Here is a 22496-nt window from a genome sequence, read left to right on the forward strand (position 1 = left end):
GCATGTTGAATTTTGAAAAGCTGAAAGACGGTAAACAGTTGAACGGACTTGCGCTTGCTTATATGGGTGATGCCATTTTTGAAGTCTATGTGAGGCATCACCTCCTCCAAACGGGGGCGACAAAACCAAATGAGCTGCATAAACGAGCAAGTAAGATTGTTTCAGCTAAATCTCAGGCCGCTATTTTATTTACACTTCAGCAGCAAGGCTTTTTCACTGAGGCGGAAGAAGCGGTGCTGAAAAGAGGAAGGAATGCAAAATCAGGCACAGTGCCTAAAAACACAGACGTTCAAACGTATCGTTATAGTACGGCGTTTGAAGCGCTCATGGGTTATTTATTTATTGAACAGCAGGACGAACGCTTAGAAGAGCTGATTAGTCAGGCGATTGAAATCGGAACGTCAGGGAGGAAGACAAATGAGTCAGCAACATGATTATGTGATTGGGAAAAATGCAGTGATTGAAACACTGAAGTCAGATCGAGAGTTATACAAGCTCTGGATGGCAGAAAACACTGTAAAAGGACAAGCCCAGCAGGTCATTGAACTCGCTAAAAAGCAAAATATCACCATTCAGTATGTTCCGAGGAAAAAGCTTGATCAAATGGTAACGGGTCAGCACCAGGGAATCGTTGCACAAGTAGCGGCATATGAATATGCAGAGTTAGACGATCTGTATCAAATCGCCGAAAAGCGGAATGAACAGCCATTTTTCCTTATTTTAGATGAAATCGAAGATCCTCATAATTTGGGGTCCATTATGCGTACGGCGGATGCTGTAGGTGCACACGGGATCGTTATTCCGAAAAGGCGAGCGGTCGGCTTGACGACAACCGTTGCCAAGGCATCCACTGGAGCAATCGAGCATATTCCTGTCGCAAAGGTGACCAATCTTTCAAGAGCTCTTGATGAGATGAAAGAAAGAGGAATCTGGGTCGCGGGAACAGATGCGTCTGCTAAGCAGGATTACAGACAATTTGATGGCACAATGCCGCTGGCTCTTGTGATCGGCAGTGAAGGAAAAGGGATCGGCCGCTTGATCAAGGAAAAATGTGATTTCCTGATTAAACTGCCAATGGCCGGGAAGGTCACTTCATTAAATGCATCAGTTGCCGCGAGTTTATTGATGTATGAAGTGTATCGAAAACGTTATCCGTTAGGAGAATAGAGATGGACATCCTCTTAGTCGATGGATACAACATGATAGGTGCATGGCCTCGTTTGCAGCACTTAAAGGAAAACAGCTTTGAAGAAGCCAGAGACGTACTGATTCAAAATTTAGCAGAATATCAAGCATACACAGGGTATCGAGTCATTGTCGTATTCGATGCCCATATGGTTAAAGGGATCGAGAAAAAGCGGACAAACCACCGGGTAGAGGTCATCTTTACGAGAGAGAATGAAACGGCTGATGAGCGTATTGAAAAGCTGGCGCAGGATTTAAATAACATTCGGACGCAAATTCATGTGGCAACCTCTGACTTTACGGAACAGTGGGCGATCTTTGGACAAGGCGCTCTTCGCAAGTCGGCTAGAGAGCTTTTAAGAGAGATTGAAGTGATTGAACGAAAGATTGAAACACGGGTCAAAAAGATTACGTCTGATAAACCGGCATCCAAAATTGAATTGTCAGAAGATGTATTGAAAACGTTTGAAAAATGGCGGCGAGGGAATTTGGAATAGCTTGACGATATTTCAACCATTAATGTATAATATTTCTATCTAGGTGCGGTCGGGGGGATCGAAGTGAATCTAAACAACAGCAAGGGTAAATCCATCAGAGAGCAATTTTGCCAGTTGGAAGATGAACAAGTCATTGAAAGGGTTCATGTCGGAGATAGTGATGCGCTAGATTATTTAATTACGAAATACCGCAATTTTGTTCGTGCGAAAGCAAGGTCATATTTCTTGATTGGAGCGGATCGAGAGGACATTGTCCAAGAGGGAATGATCGGACTTTATAAGTCTATCCGCGATTTCAGAGAGGACAAGCTTACTTCATTTAAAGCTTTTGCAGAATTATGTATTACCCGCCAAATTATCACCGCAATTAAAACAGCTACTCGCCAAAAACATATCCCGTTAAATTCCTATGTATCATTAGACAAGCCGATATACGATGAAGAATCGGACAGAACATTGTTGGACGTCATTTCCGGTGCTAAAGCGCTAAACCCAGAAGATTTAATCATTAGCAAAGAAGAATTTGATGATATTGAAATGAAAATGGGTGAACTATTAAGCGAGCTGGAAAGAAAGGTACTTGTGCTTTATCTTGATGGCAGATCCTATCAGGAGATCTCTGAAGATTTGAACCGTCATGTGAAATCAATTGATAACGCACTCCAAAGAGTAAAGAGAAAATTAGAGAAATATTTAGAACTTCGTGAGATCAGTCTCTAGTCAAACCTATATTGACAGCTTTTTCGACACTGTGATAAGGTACTAAGGAAATGATGTCGAGAAAATAGGTGTAAATATGAGGAAAAAAATTACTCTAGCCTGTAAAGACTGCGGAAGCCGCAATTATACGACAATGAAAAGTGTTGCTTCAGCAGCTGAAAGATTAGAAGTTAAGAAATATTGCAAGAATTGTAATTCACATAAAACACATTTAGAAACGAAGTAAGATTTGCGTTCTTTAATCTGTGGAGGTCTTTTACATGCGTATTATCAGTTTCTTAAAAAGTGTCGGAAAAGAAATGAAAAAGGTCAGCTGGCCAAAGAAAAACGAAATGGTCCGCTACACAATCACTGTTATTTTAACAGTCGTATTCTTTGCAATCTTTTTCTCTTTTCTTGATATAGGAATCTCACAATTAATCGAATTAATTCATTAATACTTGAATAATGGTCTGCTGAACGTGCTATAATAGATCATAATATGACTTGCCAAAAAACCCGTTTTACGGGTTTTTTCAATTGCTTGAAAATATTTACTGTTACTCGATATTCGTCAAATAGACATTATGAAATGTGGGGAGGGAAGGACTGAATAGTCCTGATCTAAAATGGAAAAGAATTGGTATGTTGTGCATACGTACTCTGGCTATGAAAACAAAGTAAAAGCAAATCTGGAAAAGCGTGTTGAATCAATGGGCATGCAGGATAAAATCTTCCGCGTAGTCGTACCAGAAGAAGAAGAAACTGATTTTAAAAACGGTAAGAAAAAAGTAGTCAAAAAGAAAGTATTCCCTGGCTATGTTCTAGTGGAAATCGTTATGACTGACGACTCTTGGTATGTCGTTCGTAATACACCAGGTGTCACTGGATTCGTTGGATCAGCTGGATCAGGCTCAAAACCGACTGCGCTGCTACCAGGCGAAGCTGAAACCATTCTGAAGAGAATGGGTCTTGAAGAGCGTAAAACAGAAATCGACTTTGAATTGAAAGAAACAGTCAAGGTCATCGATGGGCCATTTGCTAACTTCACAGGCTCTATTGAAGAGATTGATTACGATAAAAGCAAAGTTAAAGTATTCGTTAATATGTTTGGTAGAGAAACACCCGTGGAACTTGAGTTCACGCAGATCGACAAATTGTAATTCAAAAGAGCTTGAAATGAGTGTATAGAAGTGGTAATATAGCAAAGGTACGTCTTGAGTTCACTCAAGATCGCTAGCTAGTTATTTCGTCATTCATATAAAGAATGAAGTTGTTGAGTGGGAGGGGGATTCCCCTATTACCACATCACGGACTTTAAGGAGGTGTGTCTCGTGGCTAAAAAAGTAGTAAAAGTTGTTAAATTGCAAATTCCTGCTGGAAAAGCTAACCCAGCTCCACCAGTTGGACCTGCACTAGGTCAAGCCGGTGTTAATATCATGGGATTCTGTAAGGAGTTTAACGCTCGTACAGCTGACCAAGCTGGTCTTATCATTCCTGTTGAAATTTCGGTTTTTGAAGACCGTTCATTTACATTTATTACTAAAACTCCACCTGCTGCAGTATTACTTAAAAAAGCAGCTGGTATTGAGTCTGGTTCTGGTGAACCTAACCGTAATAAAGTGGCAACTGTTAAGCGTGATAAAGTACGCGAAATCGCGGAAACAAAAATGCCTGACTTAAACGCTGCTAGCGTTGAATCAGCTATGCGCATGGTTGAAGGTACTGCACGCAGTATGGGTATTGTCATCGAAGATTAATTTTTTGTCTTGTTGGGTTGCGAGTTTGGTTTTGACAAGTTCGCAACCCTTATTCGTGGGAGGTTATTCCGCTAAAACCACATAAGGAGGATTTTTATAATGGCTAAAAAAGGTAAAAAGTATGTAGAAGCTGCGAAGCTAATCGAACGTACTAAAGCGTATGATGTAGCTGAAGCTGTTTCTCTTACAAAAAAAGCAAATACAGCGAAATTTGATGCGACTGTAGAAGTTGCTTTTCGTTTGGGCGTAGACCCTCGTAAAAACGATCAACAAATCCGCGGTGCAGTTGTACTTCCTAACGGAACTGGTAAAACTCAACGCGTTCTTGTGTTCGCTAAAGGCGAAAAAGCAAAAGAAGCAGAAGCTGCTGGAGCAGACTACGTTGGAGATTCTGATTACATCACTAAAATCCAACAAGGTTGGTTCGACTTCGATGTAATCGTTGCGACACCTGACATGATGGGTGAAGTTGGTAAGATCGGTCGTGTACTTGGACCAAAAGGTCTTATGCCAAACCCTAAAACAGGAACTGTTACATTCGAAGTAGAAAAAGCAATCAATGAAATCAAAGCTGGTAAAGTAGAATACCGCGTTGATAAAGCTGGTAACATCCACGCGCCAATCGGAAAGGTTTCTTTCGAGGACGAAAAGCTTGTTGAGAACTTTGCAACAATCTATGACACAATCCTTAAAGCAAAACCTGCAGCGGCTAAAGGTGTATACGTGAAAAACGTTTCTGTTACATCTACTATGGGCCCTGGCGTGAAAGTGGATCCATCTTCTTTCTCTGCAAAATAATTCTTGACTTATCACAATCATTTTGATAATATCAAAATGTTGTAAAATAGAATATGTCCATTTATACCGTAGACAGCAGGGGCCTTATGGCTTAATTAACCCGCCGAGGTGTATATGTCACAGTCTTACGTTAACGTATGCTTGTATATACAGCCTCCATGTCTTAATGGAGGCTTTTTATATGGAGAACCGTTCGTTAGGAACGTGATGGCCTGATCGGTATAAGTGTTACACAAACAATGTACAGGAGGTGTAACCATGAGCAATGCAATCGATACAAAAAAAGTTGTCGTTGATGAAATTACTTCTAAATTTAAAGATAGTATGTCTACTGTCATTGTAGATTACCGCGGTCTTTCAGTTTCTGAAGTGACTGAACTTCGTAAACAGCTTCGTGACGCTGGCGTAGAATTCAAAGTTTACAAAAACACTTTGACTCGCCGTGCAGTTGAACAAGTTGAACTAACAGGTTTAAACGATTTCTTAACAGGTCCAAACGCTATCGCATTCAGTAATGAAGATGTTATCGCACCTGCGAAAATCATCAACGAATTTGCGAAAAGCCACGAAGCTTTAGAAATCAAAGCTGGTGTCATCGAAGGAAACGTAGCGACTGTAGAAGAAGTGAAGGCTCTTGCGGAACTTCCGTCTCGCGAAGGCTTACTATCTATGTTGCTTAGCGTTCTTCAAGCTCCAGTTCGTAACCTTGCTCTTGCTACTAAAGCAGTTGCAGATCAAAAAGAAGAACAAGGCGCTTAATGCGTACTTGACGTAAAATAACTTAAAATGGAGGAATTACAAATGGCTTTAAATATCGAAGAAATCATTGCTTCAGTTAAAGAAGCAACTGTACTTGAGTTAAACGACTTAGTAAAAGCAATCGAAGAAGAATTTGGCGTAACTGCTGCTGCTCCTGTAGCTGTAGCTGCTGGTGGCGGTGCTGCTGCTGAAGAAAAAACTGATTTTGATCTAGTACTTGCTGGTGCTGGAGACCAAAAAATCAAAGTTATCAAAGTGGTTCGTGAAATCACTGGTCTTGGCTTGAAAGAAGCTAAAGAACTTGTTGACAACACTCCAAAACCACTTAAAGAAGGTATTGCTAAAGAAGAAGCTGAAGAACTTAAAGCTAAGCTTGAAGAAGTTGGCGCTTCTGTAGAAGTTAAGTAATCTTCGCCTAATCTTTTGGGAAAGCTCGCTTTTACTGGCGGGCTTTTTCTTTTCTAATCTCCTGAAACGATTGAATCCAGAGGAGGTCCATTCACCATGAGTGACCACTATTATACGGAAAAGCCATCAGTGAAAAGCAATAAACAGACATGGGACTTCACCTTGAGAAACCGTAGCTATACTTTTACAAGTGACAGTGGAGTGTTTTCTAAGAAAGAAGTCGACTATGGTTCGAGGCTTTTAATTGAAGCTTTTGAAGAACCTGACTTGGATGGCGACGTCTTAGATGTCGGTTGCGGTTATGGACCGATTGGCTTATCGTTAGCAAACGAAATGACAGGCCGCACCATTCATATGATTGATGTGAACGAAAGAGCAGTCGAACTTTCAAAGGAAAACGCTAAGCATAATCGCATTGATAATGTCCGCATCTATCAAAGTGATTTGTTCTCGAATGTTCATTCATCAGCTGCTTTTGCCTCTATACTGACCAATCCCCCAATACGGGCAGGGAAGAAAGTAGTACATGCGATCTTTGAAAAAAGTGCTGATCATTTATTGCCGGAAGGTGAGTTGTGGGTGGTTATTCAGAAGAAACAAGGTGGACCATCTGCGATTGAGAAATTAGAGCAGCTTTTTGGAGAAGTCGCGGTCGTTATGAAAAAAAAGGGCTACTATATTATCAAAGCTAAAAAAGTTTGACGCAGTTTCCTAGCTGTGTTAACATTATAAAATGCCAATGTGTATATTTTGCTTGATAGGCTTAAAAAACAACTATTTTGTATAAATTATGCATACTTGGGAAAACTAATAAAATCGGTATTTGTTTTTGGATGTGGTTTTCTTATTTTAGAAACCCTTTTTTCTTTTGTCTTGTAAAAGTATTTCTTTACTGACATTTGAAAGACAGAAATACTTTTTACACATATAATACGCATGATTTGAGGGGTGAATCAGTTGACAGGTCAACTAGTTCAGTATGGACGACACCGCCAGCGCAGAAGCTACGCACGCATAAGCGAAGTGTTAGAATTACCAAATCTCATTGAAATTCAAACCTCTTCTTATCAGTGGTTTCTTGATGAGGGTCTTAGAGAGATGTTTCAAGATATATCCCCAATTGAGGATTTTACTGGTAACCTTTCTCTTGAATTCATTGATTACAGCCTAGGGGATCCTAAGTATCCTGTAGCAGAATCAAAAGAACGTGATGTAACTTACTCTGCTCCACTAAGAGTAAAAGTTCGTTTAATTAACAAAGAAACTGGAGAAGTAAAGGACCAAGATGTGTTTATGGGTGATTTCCCAATCATGACAGACACAGGTACTTTTATCATTAATGGTGCGGAACGTGTAATCGTTTCTCAGTTAGTACGTTCTCCAAGTGTATATTTCAGTGGTAAAGTAGACAAAAACGGTAAAAAAGGTTTTACTGCGACTGTCATTCCAAACCGTGGCGCATGGTTAGAATACGAAACTGATGCGAAGGATGTAGTCTATGTACGCATCGATCGCACACGTAAGTTGCCGGTTACGGTTCTTTTGCGTGCTCTCGGCTTCAGCTCTGATCAAGAGATTCTTGACCTCATTGGCGAGAATGAATACTTACGCAACACGTTGGAAAAAGACAATACAGAGAATGCCGATAAAGCACTTCTCGAAATCTACGAGCGTCTTCGTCCTGGAGAGCCACCAACTGTTGAAAATGCGAAAAGCTTGCTAGACTCTCGCTTCTTTGATCCGAAGAGATATGACTTAGCAAATGTTGGACGCTACAAGATTAATAAGAAGCTTCATATTAAAAATAGACTGTTCAATCAAAAATTGGCTGAAACGTTAGTTGACCCTGAAACAGGTGAAATTCTAGCAGAAAAAGGTCAAATTTTAGATAGAAGAGTGCTTGATAAAGTTCTCCCATACTTAGAAAACGGCATCGGATTTAGAAAGCTTTATCCGAATGGTGGCGTAGTAGAGGATGAAGTAGAACTTCAATCTATTAAGATTTATGCACCAACTGATCAAGAAGGCGAGCAAGTGATCAACGTGATTGGAAATGCATATGTAGAGGAAGCTGTGAAGAATATCACGCCTTCTGACATCATTGCATCGATCAGTTACTTCTTCAACCTTCTTCATGGTGTAGGTGACACAGATGATATCGATCACCTGGGTAACCGTCGTCTACGTTCTGTAGGTGAGCTTCTGCAAAACCAATTCCGTATTGGTTTAAGCAGAATGGAGCGTGTTGTTCGTGAAAGAATGTCGATCCAAGACACAAACACGATCACACCTCAGCAGCTGATCAACATTCGTCCTGTGATCGCATCTATCAAAGAGTTCTTTGGTAGCTCTCAGCTTTCTCAGTTCATGGATCAAACAAACCCGCTTGCTGAATTGACACACAAACGTCGTCTGTCAGCGCTTGGACCGGGTGGTTTGACACGTGAGCGTGCAGGAATGGAAGTTCGTGACGTTCACTACTCTCACTATGGTCGTATGTGTCCGATTGAAACACCAGAGGGTCCAAACATCGGTTTGATCAACTCTCTATCTTCATTTGCAAAAGTGAATCGTTTCGGCTTTATTGAAACACCTTACCGCCGGGTTGATCCTGAAACAGGTAAAGTGACACCGAGAATCGATTACTTAACTGCTGATGAAGAGGATAACTACGTAGTAGCACAAGCGAACGCTCAGTTAGCTGATGATGGTTCGTTTATCGATGATAATATCATTGCTCGTTTCAGAGGGGAAAACACAGTTGTTCCTCGAAACCGCGTTGACTACATGGACGTTTCGCCAAAGCAGGTTGTTTCTGCAGCGACAGCATGTATCCCATTCTTAGAAAACGATGACTCTAACCGTGCTCTAATGGGAGCGAACATGCAACGTCAGGCTGTGCCTTTGATGCAGCCAGAATCACCGATTGTTGGTACAGGTATGGAGTATGTATCAGGTAAAGACTCTGGTGCTGCTGTTATCTGCCGCTACCCAGGTGTTGTAGAACGTGTTGAAGCGAAGAATATTTGGGTTCGCCGGTATGAAGACGTTGACGGCCAACAAGTGAAAGGAAACCTAGACAAATACAGCTTGCTGAAATTTGTCCGCTCTAACCAAGGGACTTGCTACAACCAGCGTCCAATTGTAAGTGTTGGAGATGAAGTCGTTAAAGGGGAGATCCTTGCAGACGGTCCTTCTATGGAAAAAGGTGAATTGGCTCTAGGACGTAACGTTATGGTCGGTTTCATGACATGGGACGGTTACAACTACGAGGATGCGATCATTATGAGTGAGCGCCTTGTAAAAGATGATGTCTATACTTCTATCCATATTGAAGAATATGAATCAGAAGCTCGTGATACAAAGCTTGGACCTGAAGAAATTACACGTGATATTCCAAACGTTGGGGAAGATGCTTTACGCAACCTTGACGAGCGCGGAATCATCCGTATTGGTGCAGAAGTAAAAGACGGAGACCTTCTTGTAGGGAAAGTAACGCCTAAAGGTGTAACAGAACTAACAGCTGAAGAACGTCTATTACATGCAATCTTCGGTGAAAAGGCTCGTGAAGTTCGTGATACGTCTCTGCGCGTTCCACACGGCGGCGGCGGAATTATCCACGATGTAAAAGTCTTCAACCGTGAAGATGGCGATGAATTACCACCAGGTGTGAACCAGTTAGTCCGCGTATACATCGTTCAGAAACGTAAAATTTCTGAGGGTGACAAAATGGCCGGACGACATGGTAACAAAGGGGTTATCTCTAAAATCCTTCCAGAAGAAGATATGCCGTATCTTCCAGATGGAACGCCGATTGATATCATGTTAAACCCACTAGGGGTACCATCTCGTATGAACATCGGTCAGGTACTTGAACTTCATATGGGTATGGCTGCACGTTACCTTGGCATCCACATTGCGTCACCAGTATTTGATGGTGCTCGTGAGGAAGATGTTTGGGAAACGCTTGAAGAAGCAGGCATGTCCCGTGATGCAAAAACAGTCCTTTATGATGGTCGAACTGGTGAACCATTCGACAACCGTGTATCTGTCGGAATCATGTATATGATCAAACTGGCTCACATGGTTGACGATAAACTTCACGCTCGTTCAACTGGACCATACTCACTTGTTACGCAGCAGCCACTTGGCGGTAAAGCTCAGTTTGGCGGTCAGCGTTTCGGAGAGATGGAAGTATGGGCGCTTGAAGCTTACGGTGCAGCATACACACTTCAAGAAATCTTAACGGTTAAATCGGATGACGTTGTGGGTCGTGTGAAAACATACGAAGCCATCGTCAAAGGGGATAACGTACCTGAACCAGGTGTCCCTGAATCATTCAAAGTGTTAATTAAAGAACTTCAAAGTTTAGGTATGGATGTGAAAATCCTATCTGGTGATGAAGAAGAGATAGAAATGAGAGATTTAGAAGACGATGAGGAAACGAAGAAAGCAGACGGATTAGCGTTATCTAATGACGAAGATGCTGCTGACCTCGCACCTGTCGATCTTGAACGTGACGCAGTCACAAAAGAATAGCAGAAACGATTAGAGCAAGTGACTAGGGTATAACCCGAAGATTAAAAGGGAGGTAGGCCCCTTGCTAGATGTGAACAATTTTGAGTATATGAACATCGGTCTCGCATCACCTGATAAAATCCGTTCTTGGTCTTTTGGTGAAGTGAAAAAGCCTGAAACGATTAACTATCGTACACTGAAACCTGAAAAAGATGGTCTCTTTTGTGAACGTATCTTCGGACCGCAAAAAGACTGGGAATGTCATTGTGGAAAGTATAAACGCGTTCGTTATAAGGGTGTTGTATGTGACCGTTGTGGTGTAGAAGTAACACGGGCAAAAGTCCGTCGTGAGAGAATGGGGCATATCGAACTGGCTGCCCCAGTTTCCCACATTTGGTATTTCAAAGGTATCCCAAGCCGTATGGGTCTTGTACTTGATATGTCACCACGTGCGTTAGAAGAAGTGATCTACTTTGCTTCTTACGTCGTGACAGATCCAGGCAACACACCGCTTGAGAAGAAACAGCTTCTTTCTGAGAAAGAATTCCGTGCTTATTTAGATAAATACGGCAATACATTCCAAGCAGCTATGGGTGCTGAAGCAATCAACAAACTTCTTCAAGATATCGATCTTGTAAAAGAAGTAGATACACTGAAAGAAGAGCTAAAAACAGCCCAAGGACAGCGCCGTACACGTGCGATCAAACGCCTTGAAGTGTTAGAAGCCTTCCGTAACTCAGGAAACAAACCGTCTTGGATGATCCTTGATGTACTTCCGGTTATTCCGCCAGAATTACGTCCAATGGTTCAGCTTGATGGTGGACGTTTTGCTACTTCTGACTTGAACGACCTTTATCGTCGTGTCATCAACCGTAACAATCGTCTGAAACGTTTATTAGATCTTGGCGCGCCAAGCATCATCGTTCAGAACGAGAAGCGTATGCTTCAAGAAGCTGTCGATGCCTTGATTGATAATGGACGTAGAGGTCGACCAGTAACAGGACCAGGAAACAGACCATTGAAATCTCTTTCTCACATGCTGAAAGGGAAACAAGGACGTTTCCGTCAAAACTTGCTTGGTAAACGTGTTGACTATTCTGGACGTTCTGTTATCGTCGTAGGCCCACATTTGAAAATGTATCAGTGTGGACTTCCGAAAGAAATGGCTCTTGAGTTATTCAAACCATTTGTGATGAAAGAGCTTGTTGAAAAAGGATTAGCTCACAACATTAAGAGCGCGAAGCGTAAAATTGAGCGCGTGCAGCCGGAAGTATGGGATGTTTTAGAATCAGTTATTCGTGAGCATCCAGTCTTACTAAACCGTGCACCAACTCTTCACAGACTTGGTATTCAAGCGTTTGAACCTACACTTGTGGAAGGACGCGCAATTCGTCTCCATCCACTTGTATGTACAGCCTACAACGCTGACTTTGACGGTGACCAAATGGCGGTTCACGTACCATTATCTGCTGAAGCTCAAGCTGAAGCTCGTATCTTAATGCTTGCTGCTCAAAACATTTTGAACCCGAAAGATGGAAAACCAGTTGTTACGCCATCTCAGGATATGGTGCTTGGTAACTACTACCTAACACTTGAGCGTAAAGGTGCTATCGGAGAAGGTATGGTCTTCAAAGATACGAATGAAGCCCTTCTAGCTTATCAAAATGGTTATGTGCATCTTCATACTCGTGTAGCTGTTGCAGCTAACTCGTTGAAGAATGTGACATTCACTGATGAACAGCGTTCTAAATTGTTGATTACAACAGTTGGAAAACTGATCTTTAACGAAATCTTACCGGAATCATTCCCATACATGAATGAGCCGACGAAGAGCAATATTGAAGAAAAAACACCTGATCGTTTCTTCCTTGAAAAAGGTGAGGATATAAAAGCTGCGATCGAGAAACAAGAAATCAATCCGCCGTTCAAAAAAGGTATTTTAGGGAAAATCATTGCGGAAATCTTTAAGAGATTCCACATCACTGAGACATCTAAAATGCTTGACCGCATGAAAAATCTTGGGTTCAAATATTCTACTAAAGCCGGTATTACCGTTGGTGTATCTGATATCGTCGTATTAGATGATAAGCAGAAAATCCTTGAAGAAGCACAAGCAAAAGTAGATAACGTCATGAAGCAATTCAGACGTGGTTTGATTACAGAAGAAGAGCGTTATGAGAGAGTCATTTCAATCTGGAGTTCTTCTAAAGATGTCATCCAAGGTAAACTGATGAAGTCCCTTGATGAAGTCAACCCGATCTACATGATGAGTGACTCTGGAGCGCGTGGTAACGCATCTAACTTCACTCAGCTGGCTGGTATGCGTGGTCTGATGGCCAACCCGGCTGGACGTATCATTGAACTTCCGATTAAATCAAGTTTCCGTGAAGGTTTAACTGTATTAGAATACTTTATTTCCACTCACGGAGCGCGTAAAGGTCTTGCCGATACAGCTCTTAAAACAGCTGACTCAGGTTACCTCACGCGTCGTCTCGTTGACGTTGCACAGGATGTCATCATCCGTGAAACAGATTGCGGTACAGACCGTGGAATCTTGGCCAAGTCCATTAAAGAAGGAAATGAAATTATTGAGAAACTTGAAGAACGTCTAATCGGACGTTTTGCAAGAAAACCAATTGTTCATCCTGAAACGGGCGAAGTCATTGTTGGCGAAAACGAACTAATTGATGAAGATAAAGCACTTGAAGTAGTTGAAGCAGGAATCGAGGAAGTATGGATCCGTTCTGCATTTACATGTAACACGCCTCATGGTGTATGTAAACGATGCTACGGCCGTAACCTTGCAACTGGTACTGACGTTGAAGTCGGTGAAGCAGTTGGAATCATCGCTGCACAATCAATCGGTGAGCCAGGAACACAGCTTACAATGCGTACGTTCCACACCGGTGGGGTAGCAGGAGACGATATCACACAAGGTTTACCTCGTATTCAAGAGCTATTTGAAGCGCGTAATCCGAAAGGGCAAGCGACCATCTCTGAAATTGATGGTGTCGTTGCTGAAATTAACGATGTTCGTGACAAGCAGCAGGAAATTGTGGTTCAAGGCGAAGTTGAAACTCGTTCTTACACAGCTCCTTACAATGCACGTCTGAAAGTTGTTGAAGGTGACAAAGTCACTCGTGGTCAAGTATTGACAGAAGGTTCAATCGATCCGAAAGAACTTCTTAAAGTGACTGACATGACAGCTGTTCAAGAATATCTGCTTCATGAAGTACAAAAAGTATACCGTATGCAAGGGGTAGAAATCGGAGATAAGCACGTAGAGGTAATGGTTCGCCAAATGCTTCGTAAAGTGCGTGTGGCTGATGCTGGGGATACAGATGTATTACCAGGTACACTTCTTGATGTACACCAATTCACTGAAGCGAACAAAAAAGTACTATTCGAAGGCAAGCGTCCTGCAACAGGCCGTCCAGTTCTTCTTGGTATTACAAAAGCATCACTTGAAACAGACTCATTCTTGTCTGCTGCATCCTTCCAAGAAACGACTCGTGTCCTAACAGATGCGGCGATCAAAGGAAAACGCGATGAACTGCTTGGCTTGAAAGAGAATGTTATCATTGGTAAACTTGTTCCAGCTGGAACGGGAATGCCAAACTACCGTAAAGTTAAGCCGGTTTCACAAGTGCAACCGACTGACGACATGGTACCTGTAGAGTAATCTATCTCATCAGATCTCCATAAAAATCATCAAAAAATGGTGAAGGATGTCAAGAATATCTGTCATACGATATTGACATCCTTCTGCCATGATGATAATATAACCAAGGTGCTCAAAATAAAACCTGTTACTTTGGAGGATATTCGATGTCTTATGATAAAGTATCACAGGCTCAGTCCATTATTATTGGTACGAAGCAAACAGTAAAAGCCTTAAAACGAGATTCAGTAAAGGAAATCGTCGTAGCGAAAGATGCTGATCCTGCTTTAACAGCTAGTGTAATCAAACTAGCGCAAGAGAAGGGTGTAGACATTTTAATGGTAGATTCCATGAAAAAGCTCGGCAAGGCCTGCGGAATTGAAGTTGGGGCAGCAGCTGTTGCCATTATGTTATAACGTACTTGTTTGTTTTTGCATGCTTAAAATGCAAAAGCATTGTTTTTTGCCTTTTGATGAACCACCTGGGTATGTGGGTTATAAAAAAAGTAATGAAGGGAGGAATAACAACATGCCTACAATTAATCAGCTAATACGCAAAGGACGCGTGAGTAAAGTTGAAAACTCAAAGTCTCCTGCACTTAACAAAGGATACAACAGTTTCAAAAAAGAGCACACTAACGTAACATCTCCACAGAAGCGCGGGGTTTGTACTCGTGTCGGTACGATGACACCGAAAAAACCAAACTCAGCACTACGTAAATATGCTCGTGTACGTTTGTCTAACCTGATTGAAGTAACAGCTTACATTCCTGGTATCGGACATAATCTACAAGAGCACAGTGTAGTACTTATCCGTGGCGGACGTGTAAAAGACTTACCGGGTGTACGTTACCACATCGTTCGTGGTGCGCTTGATACTGCCGGAGTTGACGGTCGTATGCAAGGACGTTCTAAATACGGAACAAAACGCCCTAAACAAAGCAAATAATATAAACAAACATAAGGGTTTTTAGAAGTTGACGTCAGATCAGTGGAGTCAGGTAACTGACAATGAAACTTGTGAGATGAGAGACAGATAGAAATCCTTTTAAAAGAGAAGGGAGGCTATTCAGATGCCACGTAAAGGTCCTGTAGCAAAAAGAGACGTTTTGCCAGATCCAATTTACAATTCTAAACTTGTATCTCGTTTGATCAACAAAATGATGATCGACGGTAAAAGAGGAAAAGCACAAACAATCCTCTACAAGTCATTTGATATCATCAAAGAACGTACTGGTAATGAAGCGATGGAGGTTTTCGAACAAGCCTTGAAAAACATCATGCCAGTTCTTGAAGTTAAAGCACGTCGTGTAGGTGGAGCTAACTACCAAGTACCAGTAGAAGTTCGCCCAGACCGTCGTACAACTTTAGGTCTTCGTTGGTTAGTAAACTACGCTCGTCTTCGTGGAGAAAAAACGATGGAAGAGCGTCTTGCTAACGAAATCCTTGACGCAGCTAACAACACTGGTGCTGCTGTTAAGAAACGTGAAGATACACACAAAATGGCAGAAGCGAACAAAGCATTCGCTCACTACCGCTGGTAGGATTTATACCAAACTAAAAAAACTATTCCCTAATAAGGAAGGAGAAATTACCCAATGGCAAGAGAGTTCTCCTTAGACAAAACTCGTAATATTGGTATCATGGCTCACATCGATGCCGGTAAAACGACAACGACTGAGCGTATCTTGTACTACACTGGTCGTATCCATAAAATTGGTGAAACTCACGAAGGAGCTTCACAAATGGACTGGATGGAGCAGGAGCAAGAACGTGGTATTACAATCACTTCTGCTGCTACTACAGCACAATGGAAAGGTTACCGTGTAAACATCATCGATACACCAGGACACGTAGACTTCACTGTTGAAGTTGAACGTTCTTTACGTGTACTTGATGGTGCGGTTGCTGTTCTTGATGCACAATCAGGTGTAGAGCCACAAACTGAAACAGTTTGGCGCCAAGCAACAACTTACGGAGTACCTCGTATCGTATTCGTTAACAAAATGGATAAAACTGGTGCGGACTTCCTTTACTCTGTAAGCACATTAAGAGATCGCCTTCAAGCGAACGCTCATGCAATTCAATTGCCGATCGGCGCTGAAGACCAATTCGAAGGAATCATCGACCTTGTAGAAAACGTAGCATACTTCTATGAAGATGACCTTGGAACACGCTCTGATGCACAAGAAATCCCTGCTGAGTATAAAGACAAAGCTGAAGAGCTTCGCAACAGCCTAATTGAAGCTGTCGCTGAGCTTGATGAAGAGCTTATGGAAAAATACCTTGAGGGTGAAGAAATCACAATTCCTGAATTGAAAGCTGCAATCCGTAAAGGAACGTTGAATGTTGAATTCTACCCAGTTCTTGTTGGTTCTGCTTTCAAAAACAAAGGTGTTCAGCTTGTACTTGATGCTGTGATTGATTACCTTCCTGCACCAACTGATGTTGCTGCAATCAAAGGTACCTTGCCAGATACAAATGAAGAGGTTGTACGTGAGTCTACTGATGACGCACCGTTCGCAGCTCTTGCATTTAAAGTTATGACTGACCCTTATGTTGGGAAACTAACTTTCTTCCGCGTATACTCTGGAACACTTGATTCTGGTTCTTACGTGAAGAACTCTTCTAAGAACAAGCGTGAACGTGTTGGACGTATCCTTCAAATGCACGCAAACAGCCGTGAGGAAATCTCTACTGTATATGCAGGAGATATCGCAGCAGCTGTAGGTCTTAAAGATACATCTACTGGTGACACTCTTTGTGACGAGAAAAATCTTGTTATCCTTGAGTCTATGGAATTCCCAGAGCCAGTTATCGATGTAGCTATCGAGCCTAAATCTAAGGCTGACCAAGATAAAATGAGTATCGCTTTAGCTAAACTAGCTGAAGAGGATCCAACATTCCGTACACAAACAAACCCTGAAACTGGTCAAACGATCATCTCTGGTATGGGTGAGCTTCACCTTGATATCATTGTTGACCGTATGAAACGTGAGTTCAAGGTTGAAGCTAACGTAGGAGCTCCTCAAGTTGCGTACCGTGAAACATTCCGTTCTGGTGCAAAAGTTGAAGGTAAATTCGTACGTCAGTCTGGTGGACGCGGTCAGTTCGGACACGTTTGGATCGAATTCGAACCAAACGAAGAAGGCGCAGGCTTCGAATTTGAAAATGCAATCGTCGGTGGGGTTGTTCCACGTGAATACATCCCAGCAATTCAAGCAGGTCTTGAAGATTCACTTGAAAATGGTGTATTAGCTGGATTCCCATTAATCGACATCAAAGCAAAATTATTTGATGGATCTTACCACGATGTTGACTCTAACGAAATGGCGTTCAAAATTGCTGCATCTATGGCATTGAAAAATGCTGTCAGCAAATGTAACCCAGTTCTACTTGAGCCAATGATGAAAGTGGAAGTCGTTATCCCTGAAGAATACATGGGAGACATCATGGGTGATATCACATCTCGTCGTGGACGTGTAGAAGGTATGGAAGCTCGCGGTAACGCTCAAGTTGTTCGCGCTATGGTTCCACTTTCTGAAATGTTCGGATATGCAACTGCACTCCGTTCTAACACACAAGGACGCGGTACTTTCACTATGCACATGGATCACTACGAAGAAGTGCCTAAGAGCATCAGTGAAGAAATCATCAAAAAAAATAAAGGTGAATAATTGATTTTGCCTTTAAACTAAAGTATAACTACTATTGAAGATCAGAAAGTGAGAGGTAACTCTTCACTTTCTATCACTCTATACCAAATACAATGAACCTTTAAGGAGGATTTTTAGAATGGCTAAAGAAAAATTCGACCGTTCCAAATCGCATGCTAACATTGGTACAATTGGACACGTTGACCATGGTAAAACAACTCTAACTGCTGCTATCTCAACAGTTCTTCATAAGAAATCTGGTAAAGGTACAGCTATGGCTTATGACCAAATCGATGGTGCTCCAGAAGAGCGCGAGCGTGGAATCACAATCTCAACTGCACACGTTGAGTATGAAACTGAAAGTCGTCACTATGCACACGTAGACTGCCCAGGACACGCTGACTATGTTAAAAACATGATCACTGGTGCTGCTCAAATGGACGGCGCGATCTTAGTAGTATCTGCTGCTGACGGTCCAATGCCACAAACACGTGAGCACATCCTACTTTCTCGTAACGTAGGTGTACCTTACATCGTAGTATTCCTTAACAAATGTGACATGGTTGACGATGAAGAGTTACTTGAACTTGTTGAAATGGAAGTTCGTGACCTTCTTTCTGACTATGACTTCCCTGGTGACGATGTACCAGTTATCAAAGGTTCTGCTCTTAAAGCTCTTGAAGGAGATGCTGAGTACGAAGCAAAAATCTTTGAACTTATGGATGCGGTTGATGAGTACATCCCAACTCCAGAGCGTGACACTGAGAAGCCATTCATGATGCCAGTTGAGGACGTATTCTCAATCACTGGTCGTGGAACAGTTGCTACTGGTCGTGTTGAGCGTGGACAAGTTAAAGTCGGTGACGAAGTTGAAATCATCGGTCTTCAAGAAGAAAACGGTAAAACAACTGTTACAGGTGTTGAAATGTTCCGTAAGCTTCTTGACTATGCTGAAGCTGGTGACAACATCGGTGCACTACTTCGTGGTGTATCTCGTGAAGATATCCAACGTGGTCAAGTACTTGCTAAACCAGGTACAATCACTCCACATAGCCGTTTCAAAGCTGAAGTTTATGTACTTTCTAAAGAAGAGGGTGGACGTCATACTCCATTCTTCACTAACTACCGTCCGCAGTTCTACTTCCGTACAACTGACGTAACTGGTATCGTACATCTTCCAGAAGGTACTGAAATGGTAATGCCTGGCGATAACACTGAGATGGAAGTTGAACTTATCTCTACTATCGCTATCGAAGAAGGAACTCGTTTCTCTATCCGTGAGGGTGGACGTACTGTAGGTTCTGGCGTTGTTTCTACTATCATTAAGTAATAAACAGATAAAAGAGACTCCTTTCAAAAGGGTCTCTTTTTTTGCTTTTCCAGATCAGAACCGCTACTATAAGCTATAGAATCTAAATGGAACCGAGAGGATCACTGGAATGGCGAAGACACACTTGAAAAAATGGTTGATCGGTGGGGTTGACCAATGGATTATGATAAAAGAAGATCACCTGCAAAAAACGAAGCCCGTTCTTTTATTTTTACATGGTGGGCCTGGCTCAGCTCAAATCAGTTATATTGATTCCTTTCATGAGGAACTTGATCAAGACTTTACAGTCGTTCATTGGGATCAGCGTGGTGCAGGACTTTCCTATCAAAAGACAATTCCCGCTGCTTCGATGACTATTCAGCAATTTGTTGAAGATACGATTGAACTAACCGAAAAGCTTCTTTCGTATTTAGGGCATTCAAAACTGTACATTGCAGGGTACTCGTGGGGATCACTAATTGCGATACAAGCCGTACATAAGCGACCAGATCTATATCTTGCTTACTATGGGATTAGTCAGGTGGTGGATGTTTTAAAAGAAGATATTGTGTCGTACGAACTTCTTCTAAAGAAATACCAGCGCAATCGACTGTTCACTAGCTGCCTTCGATTACTGACACCACCTCCTTGGAAGCGAACTTCTGCACATGCTTTGTTCTCTCTCTATAAGGAGTTCGCAAAAGTAGGGCTCACGCATAGGTGGAAGCCGATTTTTCAAATAATGGGAGCGTTTCTTCATAGTAAGCATTATCAGCTTATAGATAAATGGAGATTCCTTAAAGGACAGAAGTTTAGTCAGGATAAGCTATGGAATGAACTGATGAATGAGAGTATTCAATACCGAGTTTCTACTATATTAATACCGTGCTACTTTATCATTGGTGAACATGACATGATTACACCAGCTGCTGTATCAAAACCATATGTTGATCAATTAACAGCACCTATCAAGGAATGGTTCACCTTTAAAGAATCTGCACATTCCCCGCATATTGAAGAGCCAGATGAATTTATTCGTATCGTAAGAAAGACTGCTATACATCATCTTCAGGGAAAGCTTGATTTATAGGCTGAACCCCTGTATAATATGAAAAGTGTGCAAATCATAAATTTATCCGATTTATTATTGCAACACGCAGGCCAATTTGGTACAATAGTGCATGTTGGTCTTTGACTGCGATGAAGTGAGAGGTTGCTGACACACCCGGCCGCTTTGCCATGGCAAGGTGATCAGGTTTTTCTCACGGAGAACTGTCTAACGTAAGTAGGCGAAAAGGAGGGAAAATAATGGCAAAACAAAAAATTCGTATTCGTTTAAAAGCATATGATCATAGAATTCTTGATCAATCTGCTGAGAAGATTGTTGAAACGGCTAAGCGTTCTGGTGCTAGTGTATCTGGTCCAATCCCGCTTCCAACTGAAAAATCAGTTTACACAATCCTTCGTGCGGTGCATAAGTACAAAGATTCTCGTGAGCAATTCGAGATGCGTACTCATAAACGTCTAATCGACATCGTGGATCCAACTCCGCAAACAGTTGATGCACTTATGCGTTTAGATTTACCATCTGGTGTAGATATCGAAATCAAACTTTAATTCAAATAGAAAACACATATTATAGGAGGTGTGACGAATGACCAAAGGAATCTTAGGTAGAAAAATTGGTATGACGCAAGTATTCGCAGAAAACGGTGATCTTATCCCTGTAACTGTTGTTGAGGCTGCTGCTAACGTTGTTCTTCAAAAGAAGACTGCTGATACGGATGGCTATGAAGCAATCCAAATCGGTTTTGATGACAAACGTGAAAAGCTTTCTAACAAACCAGAGAAAGGCCACGTTGCTAAAGCGGAAACTGCTCCTAAGCGCTTCGTAAAAGAATTACGCGGTGTGGAGTTAGATGCGTATGAAGTTGGTCAGGAAGTCAAGGTTGATATTTTCGCAAATGGAGATATCGTAGATGTAACAGGAACATCAAAAGGTAAAGGATTCCAAGGGGCTATCAAGCGCCACGGACAATCACGCGGACCAATGACTCACGGTTCACGTTATCACCGTCGTCCTGGTTCAATGGGACCTGTTGATCCAAACCGCGTATTTAAAGGTAAACTTCTTCCAGGACGTATGGGCGGAGAGCAAATCACTGTCCAAAACCTTGAGATCGTTAAAGTGGATGCAGAACGCAATCTTCTATTGATCAAAGGAAACGTACCAGGAGCTAAAAAATCTCTAGTAACTGTCAAGAGTGCAGTTAAATCTAAATAACTCTCTTAGGAAAGGAGGAAACAAGTCATGCCAAAAGTAGCATTATTTAACCAAAACGGTTCTACTAACGGTGAAATCGAATTAAACGCTTCTGTGTTTGGAATCGAGCCAAACGAAAGCGTAGTATTCGATGCTATTCTTATGCAAAGAGCTTCCTTACGTCAAGGAACTCACAAAGTAAAAACTCGTTCTGAAGTACGTGGCGGAGGTCGTAAGCCTTGGAGACAGAAGGGTACAGGTCGTGCTCGTCAAGGTTCTATCCGTTCACCACAATGGCGCGGAGGCGGTATCGTATTCGGTCCATCACCACGCAGCTATTCTTATAAATTACCTAAAAAAGTTCGCCGCTTGGCTATCAAGTCAGTATTGTCTTCTAAAGTAATCGACAACAACATCATCGTTCTTGAAGATCTAACTCTTGATGCAGTGAAAACGAAAGAATTCGCAGGCATCCTTAAAGGGTTATCTGTTGAGAAGAAAGCGTTGATCGTCACTGCGGATGCAAACGAAACAGTAGCTTTATCTGCTCGTAACATCCCTGGAGTAACAGTTGTTGAAGCTAAAGGTATCAACGTTCTTGACGTTGTCAACCACGACAAACTTCTGATCACAAAAGCAGCGGTTGAAAAAGTAGAGGAGGGACTTGCATAATGAAAGATCCTCGTGATGTTCTAAAGCGCCCTATCATTACTGAACGTTCTGCTGATCTAATGACAGAGAAGAAGTACACGTTCGAAGTTGATGTCAGAGCTAACAAAACAGAAGTGAAAGACGCTGTTGAAGAAATCTTTGGAGTGAAAGTTGAGAAAGTCAACGTTCAAAACTACAAAGGAAAATCTAAACGCGTTGGACGCTACACTGGTATGACTAGCCGTCGCAGAAAAGCGATCGTGAAATTAACTGCTGACAGCAAAGAAATCGAAATTTTTGAAGCGTAAATCTTAAAAAGAAGGAGGGAAATTC

The 22496-nt window shown here is 41.9% G+C and carries 24 protein-coding genes and 1 other annotated feature; all 24 genes read left to right on the forward strand.

Going from position 1 to position 22496, the window contains the following annotated elements; genetic code table 11:
• The first annotated feature begins 2 nt into the window (after positions 1–2).
• The gene (locus IEE86_RS15795; protein WP_191098067.1) at positions 3–434 is read left to right on the forward strand and encodes a Mini-ribonuclease 3; all 432 of its coding nucleotides are present in this window, start codon (positions 3–5) and stop codon (positions 432–434) included.
• A complete protein-coding gene (gene rlmB / locus IEE86_RS15800; protein ID WP_034665632.1) occupies positions 418–1167 on the forward strand; it encodes a 23S rRNA (guanosine(2251)-2'-O)-methyltransferase RlmB in 750 nt (249 codons plus the stop codon). The genes IEE86_RS15795 and rlmB overlap by 17 nt, the downstream gene beginning before the upstream one ends.
• Before the next feature lie 2 nt (positions 1168–1169).
• Positions 1170–1682 carry a ribosome-dependent mRNA decay endonuclease Rae1/YacP gene (gene rae1, locus IEE86_RS15805; protein ID WP_034323248.1) on the forward strand — a complete coding sequence of 171 codons (513 nt, stop codon included), beginning with the start codon at positions 1170–1172 and terminating at the stop codon, positions 1680–1682.
• A 63-nt stretch (positions 1683–1745) separates the two neighbouring features.
• Positions 1746–2402 carry an RNA polymerase sporulation sigma factor SigH gene (sigH, locus tag IEE86_RS15810; RefSeq protein WP_008345424.1) on the forward strand — a complete coding sequence of 219 codons (657 nt, stop codon included), beginning with the start codon at positions 1746–1748 and terminating at the stop codon, positions 2400–2402.
• A 76-nt stretch (positions 2403–2478) separates the two neighbouring features.
• The gene (gene rpmG / locus IEE86_RS15815) at positions 2479–2628 is read left to right on the forward strand and encodes a 50S ribosomal protein L33 (RefSeq protein WP_078061730.1); all 150 of its coding nucleotides are present in this window, start codon (positions 2479–2481) and stop codon (positions 2626–2628) included.
• Between the two features lie 34 nt (positions 2629–2662).
• Positions 2663–2839 (forward strand): preprotein translocase subunit SecE, encoded by a 177-nt coding sequence (gene secE / locus IEE86_RS15820; protein ID WP_008345422.1) that lies wholly within the window; start codon positions 2663–2665, stop codon positions 2837–2839.
• A 171-nt stretch (positions 2840–3010) separates the two neighbouring features.
• Entirely contained in the window at positions 3011–3544 is a 534-nt protein-coding gene (gene nusG, locus IEE86_RS15825) for a transcription termination/antitermination protein NusG (RefSeq protein ID WP_034323246.1), read from the forward strand.
• Between the two features lie 171 nt (positions 3545–3715).
• Positions 3716–4141, forward strand: coding sequence for a 50S ribosomal protein L11 (rplK, locus tag IEE86_RS15830; RefSeq protein ID WP_003216956.1), 426 nt, complete (start codon positions 3716–3718; stop codon positions 4139–4141).
• 99 nt (positions 4142–4240) lie between these two features.
• Complete coding sequence (gene rplA, locus IEE86_RS15835) at positions 4241–4939, forward strand: 50S ribosomal protein L1 (protein WP_003217271.1); 699 nt, start codon at positions 4241–4243, stop codon at positions 4937–4939.
• Positions 4940–4987: 48 nt separating this feature from the next.
• Positions 4988–5128, forward strand: a sequence feature (ribosomal protein L10 leader region).
• A 69-nt stretch (positions 5129–5197) separates the two neighbouring features.
• A complete protein-coding gene (rplJ, locus tag IEE86_RS15840; protein ID WP_003217048.1) occupies positions 5198–5698 on the forward strand; it encodes a 50S ribosomal protein L10 in 501 nt (166 codons plus the stop codon).
• Positions 5699–5740: 42 nt separating this feature from the next.
• Entirely contained in the window at positions 5741–6106 is a 366-nt protein-coding gene (gene rplL / locus IEE86_RS15845; RefSeq protein ID WP_008345418.1) for a 50S ribosomal protein L7/L12, read from the forward strand.
• 96 nt (positions 6107–6202) lie between these two features.
• Positions 6203–6808: a class I SAM-dependent methyltransferase gene (locus IEE86_RS15850; RefSeq protein ID WP_191098068.1), complete on the forward strand. Its 606-nt coding sequence runs from the start codon at positions 6203–6205 to the stop codon at positions 6806–6808.
• Between the two features lie 255 nt (positions 6809–7063).
• Positions 7064–10645 carry a DNA-directed RNA polymerase subunit beta gene (gene rpoB, locus IEE86_RS15855; protein ID WP_024425866.1) on the forward strand — a complete coding sequence of 1194 codons (3582 nt, stop codon included), beginning with the start codon at positions 7064–7066 and terminating at the stop codon, positions 10643–10645.
• A gap of 61 nt (positions 10646–10706) precedes the next feature.
• Complete coding sequence (gene rpoC, locus IEE86_RS15860; protein ID WP_191098069.1) at positions 10707–14306, forward strand: DNA-directed RNA polymerase subunit beta'; 3600 nt, start codon at positions 10707–10709, stop codon at positions 14304–14306.
• 146 nt (positions 14307–14452) lie between these two features.
• Entirely contained in the window at positions 14453–14701 is a 249-nt protein-coding gene (locus tag IEE86_RS15865; RefSeq protein WP_191098070.1) for a 50S ribosomal protein L7ae-like protein, read from the forward strand.
• Positions 14702–14813: 112 nt separating this feature from the next.
• A complete protein-coding gene (rpsL, locus tag IEE86_RS15870) occupies positions 14814–15233 on the forward strand; it encodes a 30S ribosomal protein S12 (RefSeq protein ID WP_003216962.1) in 420 nt (139 codons plus the stop codon).
• 124 nt (positions 15234–15357) lie between these two features.
• Positions 15358–15828 (forward strand): 30S ribosomal protein S7, encoded by a 471-nt coding sequence (rpsG, locus tag IEE86_RS15875; protein WP_008356520.1) that lies wholly within the window; start codon positions 15358–15360, stop codon positions 15826–15828.
• Positions 15829–15882: 54 nt separating this feature from the next.
• Entirely contained in the window at positions 15883–17961 is a 2079-nt protein-coding gene (fusA, locus tag IEE86_RS15880) for an elongation factor G (protein ID WP_191098071.1), read from the forward strand.
• 118 nt (positions 17962–18079) lie between these two features.
• Entirely contained in the window at positions 18080–19270 is a 1191-nt protein-coding gene (tuf, locus tag IEE86_RS15885; protein WP_191098072.1) for an elongation factor Tu, read from the forward strand.
• 109 nt (positions 19271–19379) lie between these two features.
• On the forward strand, positions 19380–20339 hold the full coding sequence (locus IEE86_RS15890) for an alpha/beta fold hydrolase (protein ID WP_191098073.1): 960 nt from the start codon (positions 19380–19382) through the stop codon (positions 20337–20339).
• A 218-nt stretch (positions 20340–20557) separates the two neighbouring features.
• On the forward strand, positions 20558–20866 hold the full coding sequence (gene rpsJ, locus IEE86_RS15895; RefSeq protein WP_099728190.1) for a 30S ribosomal protein S10: 309 nt from the start codon (positions 20558–20560) through the stop codon (positions 20864–20866).
• A 37-nt stretch (positions 20867–20903) separates the two neighbouring features.
• The gene (gene rplC / locus IEE86_RS15900; RefSeq protein ID WP_041084736.1) at positions 20904–21533 is read left to right on the forward strand and encodes a 50S ribosomal protein L3; all 630 of its coding nucleotides are present in this window, start codon (positions 20904–20906) and stop codon (positions 21531–21533) included.
• Between the two features lie 27 nt (positions 21534–21560).
• Positions 21561–22184: a 50S ribosomal protein L4 gene (rplD, locus tag IEE86_RS15905; protein WP_034323219.1), complete on the forward strand. Its 624-nt coding sequence runs from the start codon at positions 21561–21563 to the stop codon at positions 22182–22184.
• Positions 22184–22471, forward strand: a complete 288-nt coding sequence (gene rplW, locus IEE86_RS15910) for a 50S ribosomal protein L23 (RefSeq protein ID WP_003217016.1) — start codon at positions 22184–22186, stop codon at positions 22469–22471. The genes rplD and rplW overlap by 1 nt, the downstream gene beginning before the upstream one ends.
• Positions 22472–22496: the final 25 nt, after the last annotated feature.

This window comes from Bacillus crepusculi, assembly GCF_014764715.1.
Taxonomy (GTDB): Bacteria; Bacillota; Bacilli; order Bacillales; family Bacillaceae; genus Bacillus.

Excerpts from the sequence above, each read along its gene's own strand:
- rplD (WP_034323219.1), top strand. The coding sequence starts at position 21,561 with ATGCCAAAAGTAGCATTATTTAACCAAAACGGTTCTACTAACGGTGAA.
- rpsJ (WP_099728190.1), top strand. The coding sequence starts at position 20,558 with ATGGCAAAACAAAAAATTCGTATTCGTTTAAAAGCATATGATCATAGA.
- rplW (WP_003217016.1), top strand. The coding sequence starts at position 22,184 with ATGAAAGATCCTCGTGATGTTCTAAAGCGCCCTATCATTACTGAACGT.
- IEE86_RS15865 (WP_191098070.1), top strand. The coding sequence starts at position 14,453 with ATGTCTTATGATAAAGTATCACAGGCTCAGTCCATTATTATTGGTACG.
- secE (WP_008345422.1), top strand. The coding sequence starts at position 2,663 with ATGCGTATTATCAGTTTCTTAAAAAGTGTCGGAAAAGAAATGAAAAAG.
- rae1 (WP_034323248.1), top strand. The coding sequence starts at position 1,170 with ATGGACATCCTCTTAGTCGATGGATACAACATGATAGGTGCATGGCCT.
- rplA (WP_003217271.1), top strand. The coding sequence starts at position 4,241 with ATGGCTAAAAAAGGTAAAAAGTATGTAGAAGCTGCGAAGCTAATCGAA.
- rlmB (WP_034665632.1), top strand. The coding sequence starts at position 418 with ATGAGTCAGCAACATGATTATGTGATTGGGAAAAATGCAGTGATTGAA.
- rpmG (WP_078061730.1), top strand. The coding sequence starts at position 2,479 with ATGAGGAAAAAAATTACTCTAGCCTGTAAAGACTGCGGAAGCCGCAAT.
- rplJ (WP_003217048.1), top strand. The coding sequence starts at position 5,198 with ATGAGCAATGCAATCGATACAAAAAAAGTTGTCGTTGATGAAATTACT.
- nusG (WP_034323246.1), top strand. The coding sequence starts at position 3,011 with ATGGAAAAGAATTGGTATGTTGTGCATACGTACTCTGGCTATGAAAAC.
- IEE86_RS15795 (WP_191098067.1), top strand. The coding sequence starts at position 3 with ATGTTGAATTTTGAAAAGCTGAAAGACGGTAAACAGTTGAACGGACTT.
- fusA (WP_191098071.1), top strand. The coding sequence starts at position 15,883 with ATGGCAAGAGAGTTCTCCTTAGACAAAACTCGTAATATTGGTATCATG.
- IEE86_RS15850 (WP_191098068.1), top strand. The coding sequence starts at position 6,203 with ATGAGTGACCACTATTATACGGAAAAGCCATCAGTGAAAAGCAATAAA.
- rpsG (WP_008356520.1), top strand. The coding sequence starts at position 15,358 with ATGCCACGTAAAGGTCCTGTAGCAAAAAGAGACGTTTTGCCAGATCCA.
- tuf (WP_191098072.1), top strand. The coding sequence starts at position 18,080 with ATGGCTAAAGAAAAATTCGACCGTTCCAAATCGCATGCTAACATTGGT.
- IEE86_RS15890 (WP_191098073.1), top strand. The coding sequence starts at position 19,380 with ATGGCGAAGACACACTTGAAAAAATGGTTGATCGGTGGGGTTGACCAA.
- rplC (WP_041084736.1), top strand. The coding sequence starts at position 20,904 with ATGACCAAAGGAATCTTAGGTAGAAAAATTGGTATGACGCAAGTATTC.
- rpsL (WP_003216962.1), top strand. The coding sequence starts at position 14,814 with ATGCCTACAATTAATCAGCTAATACGCAAAGGACGCGTGAGTAAAGTT.
- rplL (WP_008345418.1), top strand. The coding sequence starts at position 5,741 with ATGGCTTTAAATATCGAAGAAATCATTGCTTCAGTTAAAGAAGCAACT.